17 protein-coding genes and 1 tRNA gene are annotated in these 18578 nt (G+C 62.6%); 2 read left to right on the top strand and 16 right to left on the bottom strand.

All coding sequences use genetic code 11. The annotated features are described in order from the left end of the window. Positions 1-27: 27 nt before the first annotated feature. The 8 genes from KVX96_RS14465 to KVX96_RS14430 all read right to left on the bottom strand — a co-directional run bounded on the left by KVX96_RS14465 (position 28) and on the right by KVX96_RS14430 (position 6495). Positions 28-1020: a DUF2955 domain-containing protein gene (locus tag KVX96_RS14465; RefSeq protein WP_261195258.1), complete on the bottom strand. Its 993-nt coding sequence runs from the start codon at positions 1018-1020 to the stop codon at positions 28-30. A gap of 25 nt (positions 1021-1045) precedes the next feature. After that, on the bottom strand, positions 1046-2110 hold the full coding sequence (locus tag KVX96_RS14460; RefSeq protein ID WP_261195257.1) for an HlyD family secretion protein: 1065 nt from the start codon (positions 2108-2110) through the stop codon (positions 1046-1048). Then, positions 2107-3237, bottom strand: coding sequence for an AI-2E family transporter (locus KVX96_RS14455; RefSeq protein ID WP_261195256.1), 1131 nt, complete (start codon positions 3235-3237; stop codon positions 2107-2109). Before KVX96_RS14455 ends, KVX96_RS14460 begins: the two co-directional genes overlap by 4 nt. 109 nt (positions 3238-3346) lie before the next feature. Then, positions 3347-3709: a potassium channel family protein gene (locus KVX96_RS14450; RefSeq protein ID WP_261195255.1), complete on the bottom strand. Its 363-nt coding sequence runs from the start codon at positions 3707-3709 to the stop codon at positions 3347-3349. Between the two features lie 445 nt (positions 3710-4154). Continuing rightward, positions 4155-4230, bottom strand: a tRNA-Ala gene (locus KVX96_RS14445). Positions 4231-4394: 164 nt separating this feature from the next. Continuing rightward, complete coding sequence (locus KVX96_RS14440) at positions 4395-5486, bottom strand: hypothetical protein (protein WP_261195254.1); 1092 nt, start codon at positions 5484-5486, stop codon at positions 4395-4397. Between the two features lie 156 nt (positions 5487-5642). Further along, positions 5643-5870 carry a hypothetical protein gene (locus KVX96_RS14435; protein ID WP_261195253.1) on the bottom strand — a complete coding sequence of 76 codons (228 nt, stop codon included), beginning with the start codon at positions 5868-5870 and terminating at the stop codon, positions 5643-5645. Positions 5871-6171: 301 nt separating this feature from the next. Further along, the gene (locus KVX96_RS14430) at positions 6172-6495 is read right to left on the bottom strand and encodes a TIGR02300 family protein (RefSeq protein WP_261195252.1); all 324 of its coding nucleotides are present in this window, start codon (positions 6493-6495) and stop codon (positions 6172-6174) included. 157 nt (positions 6496-6652) lie between these two features. Between KVX96_RS14430 and KVX96_RS14425 the strand changes: the two genes are divergently transcribed. Both KVX96_RS14425 and KVX96_RS14420 read left to right on the top strand, forming a co-directional pair. Continuing rightward, entirely contained in the window at positions 6653-7342 is a 690-nt protein-coding gene (locus KVX96_RS14425; protein WP_261195251.1) for a M48 family metallopeptidase, read from the top strand. A gap of 48 nt (positions 7343-7390) precedes the next feature. Further along, positions 7391-8041, top strand: a complete 651-nt coding sequence (locus tag KVX96_RS14420; RefSeq protein ID WP_261195250.1) for a GntR family transcriptional regulator — start codon at positions 7391-7393, stop codon at positions 8039-8041. A gap of 171 nt (positions 8042-8212) precedes the next feature. Here the strand turns inward: KVX96_RS14420 and lpdA are convergent, their stop codons facing one another. From lpdA to KVX96_RS14380, 8 genes are all read right to left on the bottom strand, one after another. Next, positions 8213-9607 (bottom strand): dihydrolipoyl dehydrogenase, encoded by a 1395-nt coding sequence (gene lpdA, locus KVX96_RS14415; RefSeq protein WP_261195248.1) that lies wholly within the window; start codon positions 9605-9607, stop codon positions 8213-8215. A gap of 87 nt (positions 9608-9694) precedes the next feature. Next, on the bottom strand, positions 9695-10093 hold the full coding sequence (locus tag KVX96_RS14410) for an MAPEG family protein (RefSeq protein ID WP_261195246.1): 399 nt from the start codon (positions 10091-10093) through the stop codon (positions 9695-9697). A 59-nt stretch (positions 10094-10152) separates the two neighbouring features. After that, positions 10153-11661, bottom strand: coding sequence for a 2-oxoglutarate dehydrogenase complex dihydrolipoyllysine-residue succinyltransferase (gene odhB, locus KVX96_RS14405; RefSeq protein ID WP_261195245.1), 1509 nt, complete (start codon positions 11659-11661; stop codon positions 10153-10155). 6 nt (positions 11662-11667) lie between these two features. After that, the gene (locus tag KVX96_RS14400; RefSeq protein WP_261195244.1) at positions 11668-14622 is read right to left on the bottom strand and encodes a 2-oxoglutarate dehydrogenase E1 component; all 2955 of its coding nucleotides are present in this window, start codon (positions 14620-14622) and stop codon (positions 11668-11670) included. Continuing rightward, positions 14623-15174, bottom strand: coding sequence for a DUF805 domain-containing protein (locus tag KVX96_RS14395; RefSeq protein ID WP_261195243.1), 552 nt, complete (start codon positions 15172-15174; stop codon positions 14623-14625). It abuts the gene before it with no gap. 259 nt (positions 15175-15433) lie between these two features. Further along, positions 15434-16321, bottom strand: coding sequence for a succinate--CoA ligase subunit alpha (gene sucD, locus KVX96_RS14390; RefSeq protein ID WP_261195242.1), 888 nt, complete (start codon positions 16319-16321; stop codon positions 15434-15436). Between the two features lie 4 nt (positions 16322-16325). Beyond that, positions 16326-17519 carry an ADP-forming succinate--CoA ligase subunit beta gene (sucC, locus tag KVX96_RS14385; protein WP_261195241.1) on the bottom strand — a complete coding sequence of 398 codons (1194 nt, stop codon included), beginning with the start codon at positions 17517-17519 and terminating at the stop codon, positions 16326-16328. Positions 17520-17765: 246 nt separating this feature from the next. Beyond that, the gene (locus tag KVX96_RS14380) at positions 17766-18560 is read right to left on the bottom strand and encodes a sulfotransferase (RefSeq protein ID WP_261195240.1); all 795 of its coding nucleotides are present in this window, start codon (positions 18558-18560) and stop codon (positions 17766-17768) included. Positions 18561-18578 lie beyond the last annotated feature (18 nt).

Here is an 18578-nt window from a genome sequence, read left to right as displayed (position 1 = left end):
CGTGCAGACCGAGCCTGCAGCCGCCGTCTAAGCGGGTTTGTTCGCGACGCCCTCTGCAAATTTGCGTTCCGGGAGGAATTCGTCGACGACGAGATAGGCGAGGATCACAAAACTCGCCGCAGCCCCGATCTGAATGACGCGGACAAGGCTTTTGACATCGGCCTCGTCTGAAAAAGGCGCGATGGAGCCGCCGTAGACGACAAGCACAGTCGTTATGGCCGACCCAGCCGCGGGTGCCAGCGCATGTTGTGATTTGCCCAAAGTGCCCATCGTCACACAAAGCAGGGCGATCAAAAGAACCGCTGTGATGGCGGAGGGCGCGATCACGTTGATCTCGTAAAACACCATCGCAAGCGCCGCGCCAAGGAGGTTTGCCGTCAGCATGCCCTTGGCAACGGCCTTTCCTGCAGAGGGCATCGCGGCAAGCTGCTGGCTCAGCAGCGCGACGAAGAACAGGACCAGCAGGGCGGAGGATTCCAACAGGAAAAAGAGGATCGCAAAGGGAACCGTCACCATCGTCATGCGCAGCAAGCGCCGCTTCGGATCGAAATCCGCTTGCGCCGGTTGCGCTTTGGCTTGGGGGGCCTTGGGCGGAGGCGCAGGGATCAGCGTAAAGCAAAGGGCGGACGCGAAGCCTGCGATCAGCAGATTGAGCGGGATCCAGCTGACAAGCACCAGCGCCAGTTCCTCAGATTGCACGATGATGTTGGGGACCATCATCGCCGCCATCAAGGCAAGGACACCGGGCAGGATTCCTGCGCCGGAGATCGTCCAGCCGAAGGACAGCATGATCGCGAGTGCGACCACCGCAAGGAAGACCACCGGGTAGGGCACAAGCAGGGAAAACAGCACCCACGACAGCAGCATCGCGCCAATCGCGAAGGTGAACAGTTTGACCGACACCTTCACCGGCATGGCGGCGGGCGCTTGAAGAAACAGCGTCGTGAAAACAGCACCCAGAAACGCCATCGGCCAGTCCAAAAGGAGGCCGAGGCCGAAGACCACGGACGTGCCCAGCATCAGCCGCCAGATCGCGCGCTTGTCCTCAATAGGCATAGGAGAGGAAAGCGGCGGCACGGATGTACATCCGCCCGATGAAGTTCATGAAGCCGTTGTCGGTCGGATAGAGGATCACATCCGCCTGACCGTTCAGTTGCAGACGCAGATCATCTTCCAGACTTCCGGCCTCGTAGCCGGGCAGCACGATGCGCACAGGGAAGCGTTCCGGCTCTCGCAGGAATCCTGTCGTGGAAGGCGCGCTCGCCAGCGCACCGGGGGCATCCGAGCCCGTCACCGACACTGCTGCGCTGAAGCTTTCGATCCGCCCCTGCAGCACCCGGCCCGGATGCATGTTCAGTACAACCTCCACCGGGGCACCGACCTGCGCGAGCCCGAGGTTGTTTTCGGTCAGATAGGCTTCCACCCAGACATCCGTCGCATCGAGGAAGGTCACAAGGTCGCTGCCGGAGCGCGCGTAGGTGCCCGGAGCGATCAGCAGGTTCGAAACAACACCGCGGGCAGGGGCTTTGAGCTCGGTGCGTTCAAGATTCAGATCGGCTTCGGCAAGCGCCGCCAGAGCACGCTGGATCTTGGCGTTCTCCTCGCCCTCCTTGCCCAGCCGTTGCTTGGCACGCTCAAGATCGGCCTGCGCATTCTCAAGACTGGCTTCGGCCTCTGTGAGCTTGCCGCGCGCGTCGTCGGCCTTGGCGGTTGTCACAAGCCCCTTTTTCTCAAGGGCGAAGATACGCTCGCTCTGCAGGCGCAGCGTGTCCAGATCGCTTTGCGCCCGCGCCACCTTGGCCTGCGCCCCGCTGACCTCCGCGGAAGATGCGCCAACGTCCTGTGTGGCGGAGGCGAGATCGGCTTCTGCCTTCTCCCGGTCGATCTGGTAGCTGCGCGGATCGATCCGCACGAGAACGTCACCGGCGTCGACGACCTGTCCGTTTTCCACCAGAACCTCGACAACCGTGCCCGTCACTTCGGGAACGACACTTGTTGCAACCGCCTTCACACGGGCATTGCCAGTGATCGGCGTCATGCGATCTGCGGCAATGTACCAGGCGAGGAACACTGCAAGGATCGCGACCGTCGTCCAGATCGTGCGTTTCATGAGGCTTCGCCCGCGCTGTCGCCCGTTTCCGTGCTCGTCTCCACGCCCGTCTCTGCTGCCTCGGGATCAGCTTCGATCCAGACGGTGAACAGCTCGTAAAAGACGGCGAACAGGACGGGGCCCATGAAGATGCCGATCAGCCCATAGGCCATGACCCCTCCCAGCACGCCGATCAGGATTACGAGCATCGGGGTTTTCAGGCCTTGCGAGATGAAGATCGGGCGCAGGAAGCTGTCCATGATCATCGTCGGTATCGCAAGCACGGTGAAGACCAGTGCCAAGCCACCCGACATCGAACTCCAGGCGAAGATGATCACCGGGATCAGAACGAGGCCCGGGCCAATCTGCACGATGGAGAGGATCAGGCTGATGAAGGCCAGCGTGGTGGCCGAGCCGATGCCGAACAACGTGAGCAGCAGCCAGACGACAAAAGCCTGGATCGCGGCGACACCCACGACGCCTTTCATCACGTTTTGGATCGTTGCGCCGGCCATCAGCACGAAATCCCCTCCGCGCGGTGCAAAGATCCTGTTGGCAAATCTCTGAACGCCGACCACAAGCGTCGGCCCCGGCGAAAGCAGGGCTCCCATGATGATCGCCGAAAGCGCCAGCCCCAGCAGGCCGACACCCACGCCAAGCACCTTGCCGAAGAGCGATTTGGTGATGTCGAGAATGGGCTCGCTGTATTTGGCAAGTGCCACGTCGAGGTTCTGGTTGAAAAGCAGCCAGACTTCCTTGATCTGCGGGCCGGCAAGCGGGAAGTCATTTAGCCCTTCCGGCGGTGGCGGCAGGTTAAGTTCCCCCGCCGCAAGCTGTTCGGTGAACTCCGAGCCAAGGGTGGCAAAGCCGGAAACCGCCGAGGCAATCGGCCCGATCGTCAGGGCGAGCCCGACAAGGACAAGAAGCGTCGACGCGAGCGATTTGCGGCCACCCAGAAGCGATTGCAGCTTGTCGAAAACCGGGTAGATCGCGACACAGAGGATCACGGCCCAGATGAAGATGCTCGCCAGAGGCGTGACCATCACGATCGCGCTGTAGATGAACAGCCCGAGGAACATCAGCCTGATTGCTAGGTCCACCACGCGTGAATCCTGGCTGTCTGCTCCAGTTTGGGTCTTGTCTGTCATGTGCGTCTCCCTGTTCCTTCCCCGCTGTCACCCGGCCTGTGCAATGAAGCATTGAAGGCAGGCGCGTGCCTTCATCTCTAATGCACCCTTGGGCTTGAGTTTTGGCGGTTCACCTTTTGGCGTTCTGTCCCTTCGGGTCGTCTCTGTCTTGTTTGTATTGTGTGAGGATTGCATCGGCGATCGTTGAGACCATCGCGACGAACACGCCGAGGCCGATCACGAGGTAACCGATGGTAAAGATCTTCCCGAATGCGGTTTCGGGTGAGAAATCTCCGAAGCCGACCGTGGAAACGGCGACCACCGAAAAATATATGGAATCGAGCCAACTCCAGCCCTCGACGAAGTGGTAGACAATAGATGCCCAAACGACGATGGCGGCGGTCATTGCCAGCACGCTGCGCACGCGCCCGTCCCTCAACGCAGCGCCGATCGCGCGCAACACTTCCCGAAGCGAAGCCATGTTTCCTCCCATTTTTGGCAGGTTAGAACACGAAACGGTTTCGGGAAACCCTGTTGACTCATGTGCCGCGACCGGGCGTTTCAGCTATGCCAGATTGAGCGGATCGCCCCTGAAGGCAACGCGCAGGCGACATGATCCCATTTAAGAGCCCCGTGACCTGCTGGTTTGATTTTCTGCCAGATTGCGCCACGCCGAATGTGGCGGGTCGTTAAGTGGCCCGGAAAAAGCGCATGCAGCTTCAGGCTGCCGCAGGCTGCAATGTGCCGAGGTTTGGTGCCAGACATGACAGGAAGTCTCAGCTGATGCTGAGGTGGGCAAGGAGTGCTTCACGAGTTTCCGCTCGTCGGCAACGGCTCGGCGTCACCCAAACCTAATCTACAAGACCAAGCGAATTGAGTGTGTTTGCCAAACGAAACCACTTGGTTTCAACGGTTTGTCGAAATCTGAAGGAGGGTGATGGTGGAGCCTAGCGGGATCGAACCGCTGACCTCCTGCATGCCATGCAGGCGCTCTCCCAGCTGAGCTAAGGCCCCATCATTTTCGGAGCAACCGGTGCGGCGTGGGCCGCTGCGTCGTTCCGTGAGCGGGTATGTATTGGAGCCCCCAAGGGAGTTCAAGCGAAAAAAACGTTGATCGGGGGGATTTTTTCGCGGCATCTCACTTTTTCCCGGGAGGGGCAAAAAGCCGGTTCCGGAAGCTAGGTCGAACCCTTCTTGCGGCGGGGCGCGGCCTCTGCAGCGGACAACTCTTTTACCTGCTCCTGCAGGGCGTCGACCTGCTCGGCGAGGCTGAAAATCATTCGAAGCTGAAGCTGGTTCATCTCCCAGGGGTCGACGGAGACCTCCTTGGTTGCGACCTGTGAAAACTCAAGCGGCGGCTCTCCGCTGCGCTCAATGAGGCGGTTTACATAGTCGAGATATCCCTGCTTCTCCACCTGCAGTTTCGTTAACTGCTTCGCTGTGGGGAGGAGCTCGTCCACGGGCGGCAACGGAAAATTGGTGTCCTCTTTCTGTCCAACCTGGTCGGCAATGCCAAGCTGACGCGCCACCCGTCGGAAAGCCGACGGAAAGACCCGACCTTTTTGCATGGCGTTAAACACCGCCCAGCTGGCGAGCGCTGCATTTGAAGGGGAAGGGTTGGATTGGCGCGCATCACGAAGGTCGATCCCAATCACGGAAAAGAAATGATCAACAACATTGCCTGCGGCTTCAAAGTTGTGAACACGAAGATCGCTGCCGAACGCCTCTTCCCACTCTTGAAGCTTTACGAGAAAATCACCGCTTTCCTCGAAGCGCTGAAGCCATTGCTCAAAGGTCAGTAGCGGCCCCTTTGACTTGTGTTTCAACCCAAACTGCAAGTAAGCGCTGGTCGCCCATTTATCCGGTCGCCGTATGTAGCAGTGGATCTCCATTGGAACGCCTGCATCCTGCACCCGTTTCAGAAGCGGAAGGATCCTGCGGTTCCGGCCGAGAAAGGCCTCGTTGATGATAAGGGCTTTCTCGATGCCGTTGCGTCGCAACCTGGCGAGGCCCTTCATCAATGCGCCGAAGAAAACCTCAGCTTCCTCATCGTCGACCTTGCTGGAAAGGAAAGTGTTGGGAGCGCTGGATTTGGCCCATGCGTAGCCATCTGCCTCGCGCAGTTCTTCCAGCATCAATCCCAGGTAAGCTACCTTCTGTTTGCGCAGAACGACTGGTTTGTCCTTCAAGGCGCCTTGGATAGACGTTGTACCCGTCTTCCCGGAACCTATGTGGACCACCAAAGTGGGGTAATCGTTCTCGCCGCCCAATGGGATTTTCCTTTATAGAAACAGTCAAGAGCGGAGGAGAAAACACAGCAAAACCACCTCTTGCCTGCGGCGTCCCTCCACGCATCTATTGATCATGGCCGCACACCTGTCAGCGCGCGGCCATTACGTCGTGCCTATCTTGCCGTGAGGATCCCCTCAGGCCGCTTCGGATTCCTTGATGGAAATCTCGGCGCCAGCTTTCTGAAGCTGTCGGATGATGACGCGGGCTTTCTTGCCATAATCCTTCGCCGTCGCCTTGAAGGCGGCCTGGCGTGCCTCAGCGTTTTCGAATTTTTGCTCGGCCACGTCTGCCGACCACATCGCCTTGGCAAAAGTGCGCACGAGCTTCGGGTTGATCGCGTTCTTTTTCTTTTCTTCAGTCATTCCAATATCTCCGTATCAAAACAGTGGGGATGCCCACGCTGTGAAGAGCACCGCCAAAAAAGACTATGTTCATTGGCCGGGGCCCAAGTTGCAAACAAGTGAAATCCCATTTTAGGAGGGCTTCGCTACGACTCTTATATCGGTGTATGTGTAAAATCCGCAAAAATCGCGCCTGATTGCCCACCGGAGAGGCATTTTGCCTCACTATCCGCCCGCGCGCTGATCGCGTGGGGACTTTTTACCTACAAAAAAACGCCCACCGAATGGCGGGCGTTTCAAGGTTTCAAAGCGTGGGAAGAGATCAGTTCTCTTCGTCGTCTCCGGCGACATCGGTCAGATCGTCGAGGGAGACGTTGTCTTCGTCATCGTCCTCGTCGAGCAGATCATCGTCCAGATCGATGTCCGTATCTTCGTCATCTTCCAGAACGTCATCCTCGTCGTCCACCTGGTTGGCCGGGTTCTGCTTGTCGGCCTTGTCGGCGACCATGACGCGGGATTTGCTGCCGTCATCAATCGGCACAACCTGCCCGGTATAGGGGCTGACGATCGGGTTCTTGTTCAGGTCGTAAAACCGTTTGCCCGTTGTCGGGCAGACGCGCTTCACGCCCCATTCTTCCTTGGGCATGGGTTTCCCTTTCCAGCAGCACTGTTCACAGTATCAGAGTCGCAGCCAACTGCCACAAGTGCCACCGGGTGTCAAAGGCTTTTCCGGCATCGCGACCTGCGGTAGGCATGGCGGCAGCAATGCGCGGGCTTGGTGGCGCGCGGGAGGTCGGGAACACATGGAAGATTGGAGCCTGCCCGGCGCGCCGGAGATCGCGGTGCGCTTTCGCAGATCTGCACGGGCGAAGCGGATTTCGCTGCGCGTCTCGCGGCTGGATGGCCGGGTGACGCTGACCTTGCCAAGGGGCGCGAAGGAACGCGAGGCGCGGGAGTTTCTGGCGCTGAAGGCAGGCTGGGTGCGGGGGCAGTTGGCCGATTGCCTGCCGGAGGTTGCCTTGCGGTTCGGGGCGCAGCTGCCGTTGGAAGGCACGCCGCGCCTGCTTGAGCCTGCGTCCGGGCGGCGGGTGGAGATCGGCGCAGAAGCCATCGCCGTGCCGGGGCCGGAAGAGGAGATCGGCGCAAGGCTTGGCGGTGCTCTAAAAACGCTGGCGCGTGAAAGGCTGGCGGCGGCCTCCACGGGCTATGCGGCTCGGATCGGGCGCAGCTACAGCCGCCTGACCCTGCGCGATACGCGTTCGCGCTGGGGCTCCTGCAGCAGTGCGGGCGCGCTGATGTATTCCTGGCGTCTGATTCTCGCCCCGCGGGAGGTGCTTGAGTATGTGGCCGCCCATGAGGTGGCGCATCTGCGGGAGATGAACCACTCCGCCGCCTTCTGGGCCGTGGTGGCAGAGCTTGAGCCCGGATATGAGGCCCCGCGCCGCTGGCTGCGCGATCATGGCAGCCAGTTGCATCGCTATCGATTTGCCTGATTGCAGTACCGGATTGCCCGCGCCGCGCAAATGTGATCACAATCTCACATGCAAGCCACACAGCGCCCCGCGGAGGCCTCGCTTTCCGCCCATGAAACCGTCTACCGCTCCTTGCGCGCCCGTATCATGCATGGCGCGATGCCGCCCGGTGCGGCCCTGACACTGCGCGGAATCGGGCGGGAGTTCGATGTCTCGATGACGCCAGCGCGCGAAGCGGTGCGGCGTCTGGCGGCCGAGGGCGCGCTGACGCTGTCGGCTTCTGGCCGGGTAAGCACGCCCGCGCTCTCGCCAGAGCGGATCGAGGAGCTGGCCGCCCTGCGTGCGCTGCTTGAGCCGGAGCTTGCAAGCCGCGCCCTGCCGCGCGCTCATATGGCCTTGATCGAGCGGCTGCAGACGATTAACACCGCCGTGGCCGAGAATGTCGCCAAGAAGGACGCCATCGGCTACATCCGCACGAATCTGGAGTTCCACCGCACGCTGTATTTGCGCGCACAGGCACCGGCGATGCTGGCGATGCTGGAGACGGTTTGGCTGCAGCTTGGCCCCACGATGCGCAGTCTCTATGGCCGCCTGCGGCGCACCGAGCCGCCACCGCACCACCGCCTGATCATCGCGGCGCTGAAGGCAGGCGATGAGCCGGGGCTTCGGTTGGCGGTGCGCACCGATGTGACGCAGGGGCTGCGGCTCTTGGTGGCTTAAATCGGATTGTTACAAGCGCTGAGCGTCTGCCCGGGCGGGGGCGGAACGCGCCCGCCGTGGGGCGGGCAGGCGCGTGCCTGTCACTTGCGTGACAGGCGAAAAGGATCTTCTGCAAAAGAAAACGGGCGCCCAAATGAGCGCCCGTCGTAACCTTCAGTGCATGTGCCCCACTTACACGTGGATCGCCCCGTCGCCGCAGGCCAGCGCGGCTTCGCGCACGGCTTCGGAGTAGGTCGGGTGCGCGTGGCAGGTGAGCGCCAGATCCTGTGCGGAGGCGCCAAATTCCATCGCCACGCAGATCTCGTGGATCAGATCGCCGGCGGCGGGGCCGATGATATGAGCGCCGAGGATGCGGTCGGTTTCCTTGTCGGCGAGCAGTTTGACGAAGCCGTCGCCAAGGAACACGGCCTTGGCCCGCGCGTTGCCCATGAAGGGGAACTTGCCGACCTTGTAGGCGCGGCCCTCTTCTTTCAGCTGTTGCTCGGTCTTGCCCACGGAAGCCACCTCGGGCGTGGTGTAGATCACGCCGGGGATCACCGAGTAGTTCACATGGCCATGCTTGCCCGCGATCACCTCGGCCACGGCCATGCCTTCGTCCTCGGCCTTGTGGGCCAGCATCGGGCCGTCGATCACGTCGCCGATGGCATAGACACCGGGGATGTTGGTGGCCCAATGGGCGTCGGTTTCGATCTGGCCATGGGGGCTGAGCTTGACGCCGAGCGCATCAAGGCCGAGGCCTTCGGTGTAGGGTTTGCGGCCGGTGGCGACGAGCACGGTGTCGGCATCGAGCGTGTGTTCGCTGTCGTCCTTGCGCAGCTTGTAGTTGACTTTCGCCTTGTTCTTGGCCGTCTCCACCTTCTGCACGGCGGCACCGAGGATGAACTCCATCCCCTGCTTCTTGAGCGTGCGTTGGAACTGCTTCTGGATATCGGCATCCATGCCCGGGGTGATGTGATCGAGGAATTCCACCACCGTCACTTCCGCGCCGAGGCGGGCGTAGACAGAGCCCATCTCAAGTCCAATCACGCCTGCACCGACGACGACGAGCTTTTTCGGGATCTTGCCCAGCTCCAGCGCACCGGTGGAGGTGACGACGATCTTCTCGTCGATCTCGACTTCCGCACCGGGGATGGAGGCCGCTTCGGAGCCGGAGGCGATGATGATCGACTTGGCGTTGTGCACCTCGTCGCCCACTTTCACCTTGCCCGCTTCCGGGATCGAGCCCCAGCCCTTGAGCCAGTCGATCTTGTTCTTCTTGAACAGGAATTCGATGCCCTTGGTGTTCTGGTTCACCACATCCTGCTTGTAGGATTTCATCTGATCCCAGTCGACGGACGGGCTTTTGCCCTTCAGGCCCATAGTGGCGAAGTTGTGCTCGGCTTCGTGCAGCGAATGGGTGGCGTGCAGCAGGGCCTTGGATGGGATGCAGCCGACGTTCAGGCAGGTGCCGCCGAGGGTCTCGCGGCCCTCCACGCAGGCGGTTTTCAGGCCCAGCTGGGCGCAGCGGATGGCGGCCACATAGCCGCCGGGGCCAGCGCCGATTACGATGACGTCATAGTCTGCCATGGGGATTTCCTTTCGTGGCGCGGGGATGGGGGCTCTGCCCCCGGCCCTTGCGGGCCTCCCCCGAGATATTTTCGGAACAAAGTAGCATCAGAGAAGCGCCGCCACGAACATGAGCGTGGTGGTACCGAAGCCGGTGGTGAAGATCAGGCTGCGCCAGGGCACCCAGCCGAAGACATAGGCGGGCACATAGGCGATGCGGGTGGCGAGCGTGAGCCAGGCGCAGGTGGCGGTGAAGCCGGAGTTGGCGCCTGAGAGCTGCACCACCACGACGGCGGCGGCGAAGAAGCCGAGGTTCTCGGTGTTGTTGCGCAGGGCGCGGTAGATGCGCCCCGTCTTTCCCGTAAGTTCATGCTCCAGCGGCGCTTCGCGGGTGCCCAGCGTTTTAGACGCAGGCAGCAGGCGGTTGGCGCTGACCGACATCGCAACGAAGAGTGCGGCGTGCAGCAGGCCCAGAAGGGCGAGGGCGTTGAGCTCGGGGGTCATCATCGGCGCATGTCCCGGTGGGCGGGCGGAAAGCGTGCCTTCCGCCCGTTGGGTTTGCTGGCTTACAGATCCATCAGCAGGCGGCGCGGATCTTCGAGCGCTTCCTTGACGCGCACGAGGAAGGTCACCGCGCCTTTGCCGTCCACGATGCGGTGATCGTAGGAGAGCGCGAGATACATCATCGGGCGGATCTTGATCTCGCCGTTGATGACCATCGGGCGGTCCTGGATCTTGTGCATGCCGAGGATGCCGGACTGCGGGGGGTTCAGGATCGGCGAGGACATCAGCGAGCCGTAGACGCCGCCGTTGGAGATGGTGAAGGTGCCGCCCTGCATTTCCGCCATGGAAAGCTTGCCGTCACGGGCGCGACGGCCCTTCTCGGCGATGGCTTTCTCGATGTCGGCGAAGGACATCGCATCGGCGTCCCGGATCACCGGCACCACGAGGCCCTGCGGCGTGCCGGCGGCGACGCCCATGTGCACGAAGTTCTTGTAGACGATGTCGGTGCCGTCGATCTCGGCGTTGACTTCCGGCACCTCTTTCAGCGCGTGGCAGCAGGCCTTGGTGAAGAAGGACATGAAGCCAAGGCGCACGCCGTGCTTCTTCTCGAACTGATCCTTATAGGCGTTGCGCAGGGCCATGACCTCAGTCATGTCCACCTCGTTGTAGGTGGTCAGGATCGCGGCGGTGTTCTGGGCGTCCTTCAGGCGGCGCGCGATGGTCTGGCGCAGGCGCGTCATCTTCACGCGCTCTTCGCGGGCGGCGTCATCGGCCGGAACCGGCGCGCGGGGGGCAGCCGTCGGGGCCGGGGCCTTGGCGGCGGCGGCACCGGCGGCGATGGCCTTCTGCACGTCGTCCTTCATGACGCGGCCGTCGCGGCCGGAGCCCTGAACGGAGCCCGCAGTCAAACCGGCTTCCGCCATCATCTTCTTGGCGGCAGGCGCATCTTCCACGTCCTTGCCGGTGGCGGCAGAAGCGGGCGCTGCGGCAGCGGCGGCGGGCGCGGCGGCTTTCGCCGGGGCGGCGCCGGAGCCCGAAATCACGGCCAGTTTCGCGGAAGCCTCAACCGTGGTGCCTTCCGGCGCGACGATCTCGGTCAGCACGCCAGCGGCAGGGGCGGGCACTTCGACGGAGACTTTATCGGTTTCCAGCTCGCAGAGCATCTCATCCTGCGCGACGGTGTCGCCCACGGCCTTGAACCAGGTGGCGACGGTGGCTTCCGAGACGCTTTCGCCCAGCGTCGGCACCATCACGTCGACCGCATCGCCACCGGCAGCTGCCGGGGCGGCTTCGGCCTTGGCGGGGGCGGCGGGGGCCGGGGCCTCAGCGCCCGCGCCTTCGGTGATGTTGGCCAACAGCGCGTCGACGCCGACGGTATCGCCCTCAGCGGCCACGATCTCGGCCAGGGTGCCGGCCACGGGGCTCGGCACTTCGACGGTCACCTTGTCGGTTTCCAGCTCGCAGAGCATCTCATCCACGGCTACGGCATCGCCGGGCTTCTTGAACCAGGTGGCGACGGTGGCTTCGGTTACGCTTTCCCCAAGGGTCGGGACGCGGACTTCAGTGGACATGGTGGCTTATCCTTCGATGGTGAGCGCGTCGTTCACGAGCGCGGATTGTTGGGCTTTGTGCTGGCTGGCGAGGCCCGTGGCGGGCGAGGCGGAGGCGGCGCGGCCGGCGTAGACAGGGCGCTTGGCCTTGCCCTTGATGCGGCCGAGAACCCACTCGATGTTGGGCTCCATGAAGAACCAGGCGCCCTGGTTCTTCGGCTCTTCCTGGCACCAGACGATGTCGGCGTTGGGGAAGCGCTGCAGCTCGTCGATCACCGACATGGCGGGGAAGGGGTAGAACTGCTCCACGCGCAGCAGGTAGATGTCGTCGATCCCGCGGGCATCGCGCTCTTCGAGCAGGTCGAAGTAGACTTTGCCCGAGCACATGACGACGCGCTTGATTTTCTTGTCGTCCACGAGCTTGGTGTCGGAGTTGCCCTTCTCGGCGTCGTCCCACAGCACGCGGTGGAAGCTGGAGCCGGTGGTGAAATCCTCCATCGTGGAGACGGCCAGCTTGTGGCGCAGCAGCGATTTCGGCGTCATCAGCACCAGCGGCTTGCGGAAGGAGCGGTGCAGCTGGCGGCGCAGGATGTGGAAGTAGTTCGCCGGGGTCGTGCAGTTGGCGACGATCCAGTTGTCCTGACCGCACATCTGCAGGAAGCGCTCAAGGCGGGCGGAGGAGTGCTCCGGGCCCTGGCCTTCAAAGCCGTGGGGCAGCAGGCAGACGAGGCCCGACATCCGCAGCCATTTGCTTTCGCCGGAGCTGATGAACTGGTCGAACATGATCTGCGCGCCGTTGGCGAAATCGCCGAACTGCGCTTCCCAGAGCGTCAGCGCGTTGGGCTCGGCCAGCGAGTAGCCGTATTCGAATCCGAGCACCGCGTATTCCGAGAGCATCGAGTCGATGACCTCGTATTTCGCCTGACCCTTGCGGATGTGGTTGAGCGGGTAGTAGCGCTCTTCGGTGTCCTGGTTCACGAAGCCCGAGTGGCGCTGGGAGAAGGTGCCGCGGGTGGCATCCTGCCCCGAGAGCCGGATCGGGTAGCCTTCCGTCATCAGCGAGCCGAAGGCCAGTGCTTCGCCGGTGGCCCAGTCGATGCCTTGGCCCGTGTTGATCATCTCGGCCTTGTTGTCCAGCATCCGCGCCACGGTCTTGTGGATCGGGAAGCCCTCCGGGTAGGTGGTCAGCGCCTTGCCGACCTCCTTGAAGGTTTCCTCCGCGATGGCGGTCTCGCCGCGCTGGTAATCTTCCTGCTGCTTGTCGAGGTGGGACCAGCGGCCATCCAGCCAGTCGGCCTTGTTGGGCTTGAAGGCCTTGCCGGCTTCGAACTCCTCGTTGAGCATCGCCTGGAAGGCGGCTTTCATGTCTTCGATCTCGCCCTCGGGGATGAGCCCATCCTTCACGAGGCGCTCGGTGTAGAGCTGCAGCGTTGTCTTCTGCTTCTTGATCTTCTTGTACATGATCGGGTTCGTGAACATGGGCTCATCGCCCTCGTTGTGGCCGAACCGGCGGTAGCAGAAGATGTCGAGCACCACGTCCTTGCGGAACATCTGGCGGAATTCGGTGGCCACTTTCGCGGCGTGCACCACGGCCTCCGGATCGTCGCCGTTCACGTGGAAGATCGGGGCTTCCACCATCAGGGCGATGTCGGTCGGGTAGGGGGAGGAGCGGCTGAAGTGCGGCGCGGTGGTGAAGCCGATCTGGTTGTTCACCACGATATGCATCGTGCCGCCGGTGCGGTGGCCGCGCAGGCCGGAGAGGCCAAAGCCCTCGGCCACAACGCCCTGGCCCGCGAAGGCCGCATCGCCGTGCAGCAGCACCGGCAGCACCGAGGTGCGCTTGCGGTCTTTGAGCTGGTCCTGCTTGGCGCGCGCCTTGCCCAGCACCACCGGGTTGACCGCTTCAAGGTGGCTCGGGTTCGCGGTGAGCGAGAGGTGCACCTTGTTGCCGTCAAAGGCGCGATCGGAGGAGGCGCCGAGGTGGTATTTCACGTCGCCGGAACCGTCCACGTCCTCGGGCTTGAAGCTGCCACCCTGGAACTCGTTGAAGATCGCGCGGTAGGGTTTGCCCATCACGTTGGCGAGCACCGAGAGGCGGCCGCGGTGGGGCATGCCGATGACGATCTCTTTCACACCCAGCGCGCCGCCGCGCTTGATGATCTGCTCCATCGCCGGGATCAGCGCCTCGCCGCCATCAAGACCGAAGCGCTTGGTGCCCATGTATTTGACGTGCAGGAATTTCTCGAAGCCCTCGGCCTCGACGAGCTTGTTCAGGATCGCCTTGCGGCCTTCGCGGGTGAAGGCGATTTCCTTGCCGTAGCCCTCGATGCGCTCCTTGAGCCAGGCCGCTTCTTCCGGGTTGGAGATATGCATGTACTGCAGCGCGAAGGTGCCGCAGTAGGTGCGTTTTACGATCTCCACGATCTGGCGCATGGAGGCCATCTGCAGCCCGAGCACGTTGTCGATGAAGATCGGGCGGTCCATGTCGGCCTCGGTGAAGCCGTAGGATTTCGGGTCCAGTTCCGGGTGCGGGGTGTTTTCGCGCATGCCGAGCGGATCCAGATCGGCCACGAGGTGGCCCCGGATCCGGTAGGCGCGGATGATCATCAGGGCGCGGATCGAATCCAGCACCGCGCGCTTCACCGCATCCTCGGAAACGGCGACACCTTTCTCGGCGGCCTTCTCCTTGATCTTGCGGCCTGCATCCTTGACCTCGGCTTCGCCCCATTCCCCGGTCAGCGCCGCCGTCAGATCGTCATTGGGCATCGGCGGCCAGTCGGCACGCTGCCAGGAGGGGCCATGGGCCTCGGCCTTCACGTCCATCTCCGCATCGCCAAGCTGGCGGAAGAACTCCTGCCAGGCGGCGTCCACGGCGGCCGGATCATTGGCGTATTGCGCGTAGAGCTGCTCCACATACTCGGCGTTGTGGCCTTGCAAGAACGAGGAGGCGTGGAAAACGTCGTTCGGGGATTGATCGGTCATTTAGTTCTCCTCCGAAGGATGGGGACCGTAAGCATTGGTGCCGGGCTGCGAGGGTCGGGTCAGCCACCAGAGCACGATGAGCGGGGCGATCAGCAGGATGATGAACGCGGGTATCAGGATCACAGCCGACAGCCCGCCGATGGCGGCGGCAAGGCCCGAGAAGCCAAGCCCGCCCGTGGCGCCGCTCAGCATGAGCGCAAAGCCGATGAAGCCGAGGATGCCGAGCCAGACGAGCAGCGGATAGAGCAGGTAAAGGCCTGAGCGCCCGGTGTCATGCATGCGACGCCAGCCCACGGCGAGGCTGGGCAGCAGGATGACGAGGGAGAACAGCGAAGCGAGGGGGCCGTTGTTTTCAACCGAGCCGGACACGGAGCTGTCCGTCACCGTGGTTTCCACGACGGTTGCACCGAAGAAGATCGTGTCGAGCACGCCAGCGGCGGCGGAGCCGAGGAGGCCGAAGAGGAAGAACCACCAGTATTCCGAACGCGCGGCGCGTCCCGAGAAAGTCACGTAGTTGCGAAAGCAGCTCTGGATCGATTGTGCGAAGGTCATGGGCGGGCCTCCTGCACAAAGGCGGCGCAAAGCAGGGCCGACCGCCGCCGGAAGGCTCCGGGCGCCCTGTCAATCTGATGTGCCGTCACCGAAAACATATCCGTTTTCCGTTTCCTTCGAAGCGTCAGGAGAGGGGCCCATAGCGGCCCCTGTCGTGGCCCTTCCTGCGGCGAGGCCCCGGGCGGTTTGGCCCGGAACCTCTGGTATTTCGTCCTGTCCAGCGCGTGCTGGGCAGATGTTGGGAACAAGCCCCTTTCGATCAACCCTTGGCGATCGCGGCCTGAACGGCTTCGCCCAGCGTGGCGGGGCTGTCGGCAACAACGATCCCGGCGGCTTTCATCGCCTCGATCTTGTCTTCCGCGCCACCCTTGCCACCGGCAACGATCGCACCGGCGTGGCCCATGCGGCGGCCCGGAGGGGCGGTGCGGCCGGCGATGAAGCCAGCGGTTGGCTTCCAGCGGCCTTTCTTGCGCTGCTCGGCCAGGAACTCGGCGGCCTCTTCCTCGGCGGAGCCACCGATCTCACCGATCATGATGATCGACTGCGTCTCGGGATCGTCGAGGAACATGTCCAGCACGTCGATGTGCTCGGTGCCCTTGATCGGGTCGCCACCGATGCCGACGGCGGAGGATTGGCCAAGGCCCAGATCTGTCGTCTGCTTCACGGCCTCATAGGTCAGCGTGCCGGAGCGGGAGACAACGCCCACCGAGCCGCGCTTGTGGATGTGGCCGGGCATGATGCCGATCTTGCAGGCGTCCGGGGTGATGATGCCGGGGCAGTTCGGGCCGATCAGGCGGGATTTGGACCCCTCCAGCGCGCGCTTCACCTTCATCATGTCCAGCACCGGGATGCCTTCGGTGATGCAGACGATCAGTTCCATCTCGGCGTCGATGGCCTCGAGGATGGAATCGGCGGCGAACGGCGGCGGCACGTAGATGACGGAGGCATTGGCCTCGGTCACGTGCTTGGCTTCGTGCACGGAGTTGAACACCGGCAGGTCAAGGTGGGTCTGGCCGCCTTTGCCGGGCGTCACGCCGCCCACCATCTTGGTGCCGTAGGCGATGGCCTGTTCGGAGTGGAAGGTGCCTTGCGAGCCGGTGAAGCCCTGACAGATCACCTTGGTGTTTTCATTGACGAGAACTGCCATGGGTTCAGCCTTTCACCGCTTTAACAATTTTCTGCGCGCCGTCTTTCAGGTCGTCCGCAGCGATCACGTCGAGGCCGGAGGTGTTGATGATCTCCTTGCCTTTCTCGACGTTGGTGCCCTCAAGGCGCACCACGAGCGGAACCTGCAGACCGACCTCTTTCACAGCCGCCACAACGCCTTCCGCGATCACATCGCAGCGCATGATGCCGCCGAAGATGTTCACGAGGATGCCTTTGACGTTCTTGTCAGAGGTGATGATCTTGAAGGCTTCCGTCACTTTCTCTTTCGTGGCGCCACCGCCAACGTCGAGAAAGTTGGCCGGCTCAGCGCCGTAGAGCTTGATGATGTCCATCGTCGCCATGGCAAGGCCCGCGCCGTTCACCATGCAGCCGATCTCACCGTCGAGCGCGATGTAGTTCAGATCGTATTTGCTGGCTTCCAGCTCTTTCGGGTCTTCTTCGGTCTCGTCGCGCAGGGCGGCGATATCGGCGTGGCGGTAGATCGCGTTGCCGTCAAAGCCGAGCTTGGCGTCGAGCACTTTGAGCGAGCCCGCATCGGTCACGATCAGCGGGTTGATCTCGAGCATCTCCATGTCCTTCTCGACGAAGGCTTTGTAGAGAAGGCCCATCAGCGCCACGCATTCCTTCACCTGCTTGCCTTCAAGGCCAAGCGCGAAGGCGATGCGGCGGCCGTGGTAGGGCATGTAGCCCGTAACGGGATCAACGGAGAAGGAGAGGATCTTCTCGGGCGTGGCAGCGGCCACTTCCTCGATGTCCATGCCGCCTTCGGTCGAACAGACGAAAGAGATCTTGGAGGTCTGGCGATCCACGAGCAGAGCAAGGTAGAGCTCTTTCTCGATGCCGGAGCCATCTTCGATGTAGATGCGGTTCACCTGCTTGCCGGCGGGGCCGGTCTGGTGCGTGACCAGCGTGCGGCCCAGCATCTTCTGGGCTTCCTCGGCGGCTTCTTCCACCGATTTCGCCAGGCGCACACCGCCTTTTTCGCCGGCAGCGGCTTCCTTGAAGGAGCCTTTGCCGCGCCCACCCGCGTGAATCTGTGCCTTGACGACCCAGAGCGGGCCGTCGAGTTCACCGGCGGCGGTCTTTGCGTCCTCGGCTTTCAGCACGACGCGGCCGTCGGAAACCGGCGCGCCATATTCGCGAAGGAGCGCCTTCGCCTGGTATTCATGAATGTTCATGAAACTGTCCCGTTGTTGAATGCTCTCGGTGGGAGGTATAAGCACATTCCGCCCCCGCAAAAAAAGAGGTTTGCGCGAACATCGGCGGAAAACCGTCAAAATAGCGGGTTTTGTGATCACAGGCGGAAAAAGTGTGATCACAAATACTGACCCAAGGAAAAGAAGGGTGTTTTTGCGTGGTTAGCGACTCACCGCGCCCCGGCGGGTGCTGTTAGCGCTCACCTCACCGCGGCTCGGTTCAGGCATTCACGCGGTGTCAAAAGGGTACAGCGCAAGAAGCGGGCTCCCGGTCAGTGCGCTCTGGAAATGGTCCCGGTCCGCCTGCGACAGGCTGTGGTATCCGGTGGCCTGCGCCTTGGCGATATAGCCCTCGCGCGAGAGCGGATTGCGCCCGAAGGTGCGCGCACTTTGGGCGGGCAGGCCGGGGGGCTCCACCTTGCGCGCGTCCCAGACGCCGATCTTGCGGAAGGCGGCCTCGGGATCCAGTACCAGATCCTCGTAGCGCAGGACGCAGGCGTTTGGGTGGGCTTCGGCGAAAGCAAGATAGCTCTCCACCTTGGCGCGCAGCAGGTGCAGGGGCGTTTCGAAGATCCGCTGATCGAACCCGTCCCGCGCCACGGTGAGCCAGGGCGCGCGGATGAACTCCGCATAGGCGCGCGGCACGCGGGCCAGCCCGTGAAACGGGTTCTGGTGCATCGATTGGCTCCAACTCACCGGGTGGCGCAGCAGGAAGATGAGAGTCACATTTCTTGGATCGGCAAATTCGTCCCAGAGCCGCTCGGAAGCCGCGGCATGTTTCCAGCCCCCGTTTTCGGGCAGTTCCGCAAAGTGGTTGTGATCCTGCACCGCTTCCTTGGCCGCCCGAGGGCTGCTCCAGCGGCTGGCAAAGCGGGGCAGAATGCTCTTTTGCCGGTCCGAAACACCGGAAGATGTCGGGTGCACCAAGACATCGAACTGGCTGGCCAGCATCTTGTGCAGCAGGTTCGTGCCGGAATTGCGCTCGCCCATGACCTTGAAGGAAGGAAGCGCGCTGGCTGTCATCGCTGGGGTCTCCGGCTG

Source organism: Pseudoruegeria sp. SHC-113 (genome assembly GCF_025376885.1).
Lineage (GTDB): Bacteria > Pseudomonadota > Alphaproteobacteria > Rhodobacterales > Rhodobacteraceae > Pseudoruegeria.
The sequence above is the reverse complement of the archived record's forward strand: the minus strand, read 5'-3'. Positions and strand labels throughout refer to the sequence as shown.